4 protein-coding genes are annotated in these 8990 nt (G+C 70.0%); 2 read left to right on the forward strand and 2 right to left on the reverse strand.

Annotation, left to right across the window (positions count from 1 at the left end; genetic code table 11):
* Window positions 1-143: 143 nt before the first annotated feature.
* Window positions 144-1370 carry a phosphotransferase gene (locus tag GZ997_RS06020; protein WP_162679239.1) on the forward strand — a complete coding sequence of 409 codons (1227 nt, stop codon included), beginning with the start codon at window positions 144-146 and terminating at the stop codon, window positions 1368-1370.
* Between the two features lie 99 nt (window positions 1371-1469).
* On the opposite strand, the gene GZ997_RS06025 is transcribed toward GZ997_RS06020, so the two are convergent.
* Together GZ997_RS06025 and GZ997_RS06030 are read right to left on the reverse strand one after the other, a co-directional pair.
* On the reverse strand, window positions 1470-4856 hold the full coding sequence (locus tag GZ997_RS06025) for an ATP-dependent DNA helicase (protein WP_162679240.1): 3387 nt from the start codon (window positions 4854-4856) through the stop codon (window positions 1470-1472).
* Window positions 4853-8455, reverse strand: a complete 3603-nt coding sequence (locus GZ997_RS06030; RefSeq protein WP_162679241.1) for a PD-(D/E)XK nuclease family protein — start codon at window positions 8453-8455, stop codon at window positions 4853-4855. The genes GZ997_RS06025 and GZ997_RS06030 overlap by 4 nt, the downstream gene beginning before the upstream one ends.
* Window positions 8456-8692: 237 nt before the next feature.
* Between GZ997_RS06030 and GZ997_RS06035 the strand changes: the two genes are divergently transcribed.
* A complete protein-coding gene (locus GZ997_RS06035) occupies window positions 8693-8908 on the forward strand; it encodes a DUF3107 domain-containing protein (protein WP_073327391.1) in 216 nt (71 codons plus the stop codon).
* Window positions 8909-8990 lie beyond the last annotated feature (82 nt).

An 8990-nucleotide genomic window follows, 5' to 3' on the forward strand; every position in this document is an offset into this window, starting at 1 on the left:
GTTTTCTGGGCCTGTGGAAAACCTCGTGCGCCCGGGAGGAGCACCGCAGTGGTGGGAGGCCGACTGCCAGTGTGCTGGAAGCTGTACGGACCCCGGGGCGCGGCGCCGCCCCACTGGGCGGATTCCTCGCCTACGGTGGAGTCATGTCGCAGCCGCCCACCGAGTCGTCCGGACCCACGCGCATGTCCGAGTTCAGTTCCTCACAAGACTCCGGCAGCCCGCAGGCGCCCGTCGGCTCTGCGGAATCCTCCGGCGGTGCGGGCGGTTCCGGCCCGGCCCGCGAGCGTTCGCGGCTGGCCTTGGCGGCCCTTGCCGGGGTCGCGGTGCCCGGGCTGGACCCGGCGCGGTTGGCCCTCCCCCAGGAGCGGTCCGCTGCTGTGCGCACGGTTGGTGTCATAGACACTCAGGGCCGCCACTGGGAAGTGCTGGAAACACATGATGACGCCACTGGAGCGGCCATGGAGGCGGAGGCCGAGGTGCTGCGCCGCATCGGCCGGGTGGCCGACGACGGCCGGTTGTCGTTCGACGTGCCCCGCCCCGCCGGCACGCTCCGTCTGGAGGGCAGTCACATTCAAGTGCGCAGCCACCTAGAGGGGCGGCACATGGACGTTGGGTCGCTGCGCCCTGGGCCTGGGCTTTCTGCTGGGCTGGGTAAAGCCCTGGGAGAGTTGCATGACCTGCCCACCACCGTGGTATCCGAGGCTGGTCTGCCGGTGTACGACGCGGACGATGTGCGTACCCAGTGGCTGAACCTGCTTGACGACGCCGCCGCAACGGGCAAGGTGCCGCCGGCGCTGCTGGCCCGTTGGGAGGTGGCGCTGGAGGACTCGGCGCTGTGGAGGTTCCGCCCGGTGGTGGTGCACGGCGACCTCGCGCCGGAGAACGTGCTTACCGCGGGAGGGGCGGTAGTGGCTATGCGTGGCCTGGGACAGGCCCATGTGGGCGACCCGGCCGAAGACATGGCGTGGGTGTATGCGTCCGTACCGGTGGACTGCCTGGACTCGATCGAGTCCGCCTACGACTTGGCGCGCACCGAGGGCGTGGACCGGCACCTGCGTGATCGGGCGGAGCTGGTCAGCGAGTTGAGCCTGGCACGCTGGCTGATGCACGGCGTGCGATCCGGGAGTGCCTCCGTTGTTGATGACGCGGTGGCGATGCTGGCAGACCTGGCTGCCCAGGTCGGGGACGAGCCGTTGGTGGAGCCGAGCGGTCCGCGGCTGGCCCCCGTGCCCGGGGTCAAGGAGACCGCTGAGCCGGAAGCGACTACCAGCGAGGTCAAGATGGTGCTGGTCGAGGATGACGCCGATGGCGACCACGAGGGTACCGGCGAGAATGCGGCGGACGGCAACGAGCCGGGCGGCGGGGACTAGTTCCCCCGACCGCGGCGCGGCCGCAGGGGCTATCGCACTACCGCGGGGGCGGGGTTCCGCGGGGTCCGGCTACCAGCAGGGCAGGGGAGACTCCGACACTCACTGATCCCGCAGGTCCAGGCTGCGCCGAATCTCCTCCAGGGAGAGGAAGTCCTTCTCGCCCAGCTCGTCGACGCGGCCCTTGTCTGCGACGTAGACGTAGGCGGCGCGGATCTGGTCGGTGGGCAGGTCCTTGGCTGCGGACCATGCGTGCACGTACACGCTGAGCTGGTCCACCGGCACGCGTTGGTGGCCGGTCTTCCAGTCGACCACCAGGTAGTCGTCACTGCCGGGGCGCTGAAAGATGGCGTCGATGCGGCAGCGCAGCGTGGTGTCGCCGATGGTGAGCTCAAGCGGTTCCTCGGTGCTCACCAACTGGTATCCCGCCAGCAGTGGGTGGTCGGCGGCAACCTCCAGCCAGTCGTTGACGTGGTCGCGGTCCGCCTTGCTCAAGGTCTCCGGCACGCCGGCGTCCTCCAGGCTGAACAGCGGACCTTGGCTGGTCAGGCGCTGGGCGATGGCGTCGTGGAAGACGGTTCCCAGGCGGCCAGATGATTGCGGCTGGGACGGCAGCGGTCGGCGCAGGCCTAGCGCGAAGCCGTCGCGGTCGCGGCGCAGCTCGCCGAGCCCGGTTGCGGCCAGGTGAGCGGGCTGGCGGACCGTGGGCACTTCGGCCGCGGCGGCGTCGCGCTCGGCCAGCAGTAGCCGGGCGTCCTCCCACCAGCGGGCGACGCGCCCGTCGGTGGCGCCCTCCCCCGTGGGATGCACGCCGCGGAGGGCCTCGCCCGCGGAGGCCACGGTCGGGGCCGCCATGGCACGGCTGACGGCCTCGGCGACGGCGATGCGGGCGGCTCGCTCCGAGCCCGGGGCGGCCGTGTGCTTCACCGGCCAGGGAGCCTCCGCGATCCCAACGGGGTTGGCGGCGTCCTCAGGCAATTCGGTGAAGCCCGGGCCGAACTCGGCAAGCAGCCCCGCCCGCTGCAGCTCGGTCAGGAACCGGGATGCGGGCTTTACGGTGTTGCCTTCCTTGACCAGGTGGGAACCGGTCATCAGCACGTCATGCCGTGCACGAGTTATAGCCACGTAGGCGAGGCGACGCTCCTCGGAAATCAGGTGGCGTCCAAGCGCGAGCTTGTACTGCTCCTTAAGGGCCTTAATCTCGGCCTTCTCATCCCGGCTCAATTTAATGCCCGGGCCCATTGGTATCTCCAGGCTGCCGAGTTCGAAGGGCGGCAACTGGTCTGCGTCAGCGCGTAAGGGATAGGGAAATGTATTAACGGAGTTCATCCAAGACTTGTCGGCCACCGTCCCGTCCGCGCGCGGCTTGGTCTCATAACTGGGGAAAGACGCCTCAGACAGGCCGGTGACGGCAACACAGTCCCACTCCAGGCCCTTGGCGCCGTGGACGGTCATGATCTGCACGGCGCCCGGTTCGGGCTCGATATCGGGGACCTCCAGCCCGCGCTCCTCTTGTTCCGCAAGCTCGAGCAGTTCCAGGAACCCGGAGACGGTGGGAACATCGACATCGGCGGCGTACTGCTCGGCGGCGGCCTGGAAGGCATCCAGGGCGCGCCGCCCCATACGGTTGCCGACGCGGGCTGCCAGTTCAATGTCCAGTCCGAGTGCCTGTTCGGCGACCACCACTAGGTCCGGCAACGGCAGCGCAAGCGCGCCGCGTACGCGGCGCAGCGCCCGGGCGATCCGCACGATCGCCTGCCGTCCCGCCTCACTGAGCCCGGAATCGGGGTTCCTCACCGCGGACTTGCTTGCTCCCGCCGCACGCCGGACACCGGGGACATAGGTGGCGTCATCGCGGCGGGCGAGCTCCTCTAGCGCCTCGGACAGGGCCACATCCTCGAGCTGCTCCGCAGCATGTCCGCCGGCTCCGGCGTTTTCACCGCCCGTCCGGTCGCGCTGGCGCACGAGCTCGCGAGCGAAGTGCTGCAGGGCCCGCAAATCGGCCGCACCGACATCGGTTCCCGTGAGCAGGCGCATGAGCCGATCGCCACGTTCGGGATCCGCGGCCACAGCCAGTAGGGCCCGCACATCCGCTACCTCTGGGATGGACAGCATGCCGCCCGACACCGCCACCTCGTAGGGAATACCACGCGCCTCAAGGGCCTCGGCCACCGGCGTCATCTGGATGCGGCTACGGCACAGCACCGCCAGTTCTGCCGTCCGGCTCCAACGCTGCTGCATGAAATCGGCTATGACGTTCGCCTCCTGCAGCGGGTCGGTGAGGAATGATCCGAACACCCGCCCGGCACCGAGACCGTCGTCGGCGGAACGCTCACGCAACTCGCGCACTGGGACATGGCTTATGGCCGCGTCGCCAAGCTGATACTCAGGGTTGCGCAGGGGGTTCGAGATGACATTGGCGGCGGCGAGGACCGCGGAGTCGTTGCGCCAGGCGGTCGACAGCTGCAGCACCGGGGTCTCGGCTTCGGGGTTGCCGCCGTCGGCGACGGACTGCACGCCTGAGGGGTTGAAGCGGTTGTGGAAGGTGTCCAGCGCGCCGGCGCTGGCTCCGCGCCAGCCGTAGATGGCCTGGTTGGGGTCGCCGACGGCGGTGACGCCCTGATCGGCGAACAGTGCGGACAGCAGCCGCACCTGGGCGACGGAGGTGTCCTGAAACTCATCCAGCAGCACTGCCGGATACTGCGCACGCATGGACGCCACGGCCTCGGGCACTTCTTCGGCGATACGGCAGGCCAGCACTAGCCGGTCGCCGAAGTCGACCAGTCCATGTCGGCGCTTGTAGTCGCGGAAGTCCTGCACAGCGTCGAGCACGCCCAGCCAGGTCGCTATTACAGTGGTCGACTTGTCCTCTAGCAGGTTCTTCTGAATGGCCTGCAGTCCGGAGAACAAGTCGCAAATATCGGTCAGTTCCTCGCGGGCATCATCAATGCTGAGCAGGTTCGTGGACAGCGCATTGTCCGCGCGCAGGACGGCGGCAATCGCGCTGGACTTGGATTCAAAAGGAAGCGGGTCCGTGCGTCGTTCGAGAATGTCGGTAGCGATCTGCCACTTGCGGGCCTCGGTGATTAGGGTGGCATCCGGGTCGGCGCCAGCGTACAGGCCGTATTCGCGCACGAGTGAGCCGGCAAAGGAGTCGTAGGTGGCCACGGTCGGCTCGGGTGAGTCGTCTGCGCCGTTGATGACGCTGCTGCCTGCCAGCTGGGCGAGGCGGGTGGAGACGCGCTCGGCCAGCTCGGCGGTGGCCTTGCGGGTGAAGGTCAGCCCCAGGACCTGATCTGGGCGGACGGCGCCGGTGGCGACCAGGTGGACGACGCGCTGGCTCATGGTGGCGGTCTTGCCGCTGCCGGCGCCGGCGACCACCAGCAGGGGCCGCAACGGATAGGCGATGATCTTCGACTGTTCCTCGGTAGGTGAATGCAACCCGAGTTTCTTGGCGAGGGCTTCTGGGGTGAGGTCGGCGGCGCTCATGCCACGGTTCTCCTTCCTTCGGGGTTGACGGGGCAACTGGCCTTGAAGGAGCACCCGCGACAGTGGCCACCGCTGCGAGCGATGAGACTGGCACCGGAAATATCCAGCGCGGCGCGGGCGAGCAGCTCCACATCCCACTCCTTCCCGGTTTCCGGATCGGGACTGGAGGCGAGAAGCAGTCCATCGGGCACCAAGAACACACCACGATCCTTCGTGACGCGCGGCTCCACGCCGAGCGCTGCGAGGCCGGTGCCATCTACCTCATAGCCGAGGGCGGACAGCGCCATGCGGTAGGTGGCGAGCTGCGCGTTGAAATTCGGTTTGTCTGGCTTGCTGATGCCGGTCTTGAAGTCGATGACGCGTACGCGCTGTCCCTGCCCGGCGGGTAGCACACGGTCCGCGGATGCGTCGGGCGGGGTGCCATCGAGGAACTCCAGGCGGTCGATGCGCCCGCGTATGCGAACGGGGATCGGATCCCCCGCGGTCACGGACTCACCGTCGCTGGCCACGGCCCCGGCGTCGGCCACGCACCCGGCATCACCGCCCGCTACGGGCCCGCCACCGTCAACAACGGCGCTTTCCCCCTCGTCGTCCTGGGGGACGGGCAAATCGAGATGGACGTCTACCGTCTGCTCCACCAGGGCGGGGGCGGTGACCGACCCGAGGTAGGCGTCGAGCCGGTCAATCATGTCGCGCACGCGCTGCCGCTGAAGACCACCCAGCCAGGTGTCCGGGTAACCCAGCTCCGGCAACGCGTCCTCCAGGGCCTGGCGCAGCGCGTCGCCGCGCAACCCCTCCCGTTCAGCGCGCTCGGCCAGGCCGTGCACGAGCACGCCGACCCCCTGGGCATCGCTGGTGCCGGTGCCGCCGCCGTTGCGCTGCAGGAACCATTTCAGCGGGCACTTACTGATCGCGTCGACGTCGGAGGGACTGATGCGGATCTCTTGACCCGCGCCGACCAGGGGCGCGGTGGAGGTCGGGTGCCCCAGGCCGGCCCAGTTGGTGGGTGCGGCGGCACTGACGCCGTCGCGGGCGAGTACGGCCAGCAGCTGCTCGGCCTGACGGCCGCGCGCGCGAGCGCCGGCGTCGGCCTGCTCCAGGCGGCCGGCAATGGCTGCAGCGCGCAGTTCCCCCACGAGCCCCGGCAGGGTCAGGTCCGCAACATCCGGGGCGTGGTTGAGCTCGCCGTCCTCGTTGAAGATCTTCTGCTCGGCAGCGGCGGCGACCTCGAACAGGAACGCCGAGGGGGCGGTGTCGGCATCCGCGGCAGCGGTAATCACTAGACGGCGACTGGCGCGGGAGATGGCAGAGAGGAACATGCGGCGTTCGTCGCCCCGGACCTGACTGCGGGCCTCGGCGGGATCTTGTGCGGCCACCCGCCTGCCGTCGGCCACGAGCGGGAGGCGGCCGGTGACGGCGTCGACCAGCAGGCCGGAGTGTGTCACTCCGTCGCGCAGCCGTAGATCGGGCCACACATCCCGCTCCACCCCGGCGACGACCACTACCTCCCACTGGGCTCCGGCCGCGGAGGCCGGGGGGAGGACCGCGACGCCGGGCGGGCGGATTCCTTGCGGGGCCACCGTGTCCGAGGGCAGCACCTCTGCCGCGAGCTCGTTCAGGAAGTCGCCTGCTGCGGCCCCGGGGTGGCGCTCTGCCCACACCTCAGCGCGTTTGAACAGCACGGTGACCACGTCCAGGTCATGTTCCGCCGCCTCGGCCATGAGTGCGGCGGAGCGGGAGGTGCGCGGTGTAAGCGCCGTGGCGCGCCAAGTCTCCGCGCACTGAGAGGCCTGCCAGGCAGCCCACATCAGTGCCTCGGCGTCAACGCGCCCTCCCCTGGCGGCGTCTACAACCCGCCGCAGGACGGCGACGACCCCGGCCGCGCGCTCGAGCCGTATGGCCTGCTCGGCCAGGGGCTCGTCAGCCAGTTCCCGGGCCAGGACGGCAGCCGCCTCAGGACTGGCCAGCACGCCTAGCAGGTTCTCATCCCGGCCGGCCTCGGCGGGCCGGTCGGCGCGCAGGCGGCGCCGCAGCCGACGCAGGTCCAGGTTGGTCAGCCCAATCAGGGGGCTGGTGAGCAGGTCGAAGGCTGTGGCCCACTCGGGTGGGGTGTCGGCGTCCCCGAGGGTGCCGGCCAGCGCGGCGCGACAGGCGTTGATGATGGCGGCCGCGGCCGGCTCGGCGCGCAGCAGCACGGCCGGGGTACTGGAGGCCAGGGGAACGCCGTGGTGGCGCAGTTCTCGGCTGACCGCGCGGGCGGTGCTCGCGGAGCGGACGATCACGGCCATCTGGTCCCACGCGGTGTTGTAGTGGACGTGCTCGCCGCGCAGGATGCGAGCGATCTGGGCAGTCTGCTGGAGCGGCCCGGAGGCGATGATGGTCTCAACACCACTCGGAAGCGCCTGCACGTGCGTCGTATCTTGGGGCGTGTTTTGGGGCGCTGCGTCAATGGCACCCGCTCCGGAAGCATCGTGGGCATCTCCAGCCGCGGCATCTGTCCCGGCGGCGGGCGGCGCAGCGGCGGATGCCGGGCCGCTGACGTACTCGGGGTGCCGGTGAGTAGCGGTGCCGGTGATGGGGATGCGGTCGGCCTGCGCGGCCCACACCTGGGCGAGTGCGGGTGTGCCGCGGTGGACCGTACGCAGCGTTAGGCGCTCGGCGGCGAGCCCGGAGCGATCCTCGGCGGCGTTGAGCAGGCTGGGGTTGCCGCCGCGGAAGACCTCAACGGCGGCGTCGGGATCCCCCAGCGCAACGATCTGAGCGCGGTGACCATCGGCGTCGGGGGCGGCGAGGGCAGCCAGCAGACGGGCGGTGGCAGCGGTGCAGTCCTGGTAGTCGTCGACGATGATAACGTCCGGAACTGGACGCGGCGCGTTCACGCCGTCGTCGCCCCAGGATTCCAGGACCTCGCGGGCGCGGTCCTGCAGGCGGGCCGAGTCCATCTTGCGAACGGCGGAGCGGTTGGCGGCGCTGGGGCGGCCCTGCGCGTCCCAGGTGCGCAGCAGCGGGGCGGCGTGCCGCCAGATGGGGACGTCCAGCTCGGCGCCGAGAGCGGCGAGCTGCTCGGCGGTGACGCCGAGTTCGCCGGCACGGGCCAACAGATTGCGCAGCTCGGTGCGGAAGGCACGTGACTCGACGGCCTCGGCGGGCAGGTCCCCCCAGTCGGCCCCGGGCACCAGCCCGGCCAGCGCGGCGTCCTCCTCCGCCCCAGCGAGCAGGACCGGGGCGGGCAGCGGGTCGGGACGCTGGGTGAACGAGGTTGTCAGGATCGTCAGGGCCAGGCCGACGGGTGTGCGTACCCGGACTGTGCCTGAGGAGGCACCGGCGAGGCTGAGCAGGTGGGAGGCGCGCTCGCGCAGGCGGTCAGCGCGGGCCCGTGTGGGCGCGAGCAGGACCGCTTCCTTGCGGCGGGTGGTTACCGCCTCGACCAGCAGGCGCAGAGCGGTGGTGGTCTTGCCGGTACCCGGGGCGCCGAGAACGACGATGTTCGCACCGTCTGCGGCACGACTGAGGACCCGGGCAGCGGAGGCGTCAGGCTCGGGAAGTGGGGGCTGCGCGAGCGGGGGTAGGAGGCGGGGGGCGCCGGTGGGGCTGGACATGCATCCATCTCACCACGGGGGTCCGACGTGAATGGAACGCCCTTAGCGTCACCTGGACATCGAATCGGTGCGGGCGAGGACATCTGGCTGTCCGCGCGACGCGAAACGGCCCGGATCACGGCGTTCATGGCGGACGGTTGCGGCGATGGCACCCGTAGGATCGGGGCAGACGCCCCAATACGGGCCGTTGCCCTTTACAGGGTTGAGCGACCCAAATCCTGGACACAAGGAGTACCCATGCAGGTCACCATCGGAATCAAGCACTCGACTCGCGAGCTCCAGCTGGAGACCTCCGCCTCCCAAGAGGAGGTCCTCGCGGCCGTGGCTGACGCCGCTACCTCCGCGGTCACCCTGACCGATGACAAGGGCCGCAAGGTGTTCATCCCGGCGGGTTCGCTCGCCTACATCGAGATCGGCGAGGCCTCTCCCCGCCGCGTCGGCTTCGGCATCTGACTCGGACCCCGCGAGTAGCGCCATATCAACGGCGCCTGATTCAGGCCTCAAGGTCGGCGCCCGTCTACGGAGACGGGCGCCG

The organism is Actinomyces sp. 565 (assembly GCF_010365615.1).
In the GTDB taxonomy this organism is placed as follows: Bacteria; Actinomycetota; Actinomycetes; order Actinomycetales; family Actinomycetaceae; genus Actinomyces.

Coding starts and splice junctions, on each gene's coding strand:
- GZ997_RS06030 (WP_162679241.1), bottom strand. CDS start 8,455: ATGTCCAGCCCCACCGGCGCCCCCCGCCTCCTACCCCCGCTCGCGCAG.
- GZ997_RS06025 (WP_162679240.1), bottom strand. CDS start 4,856: ATGAGCGCCGCCGACCTCACCCCAGAAGCCCTCGCCAAGAAACTCGGG.
- GZ997_RS06020 (WP_162679239.1), top strand. CDS start 144: ATGTCGCAGCCGCCCACCGAGTCGTCCGGACCCACGCGCATGTCCGAG.
- GZ997_RS06035 (WP_073327391.1), top strand. CDS start 8,693: ATGCAGGTCACCATCGGAATCAAGCACTCGACTCGCGAGCTCCAGCTG.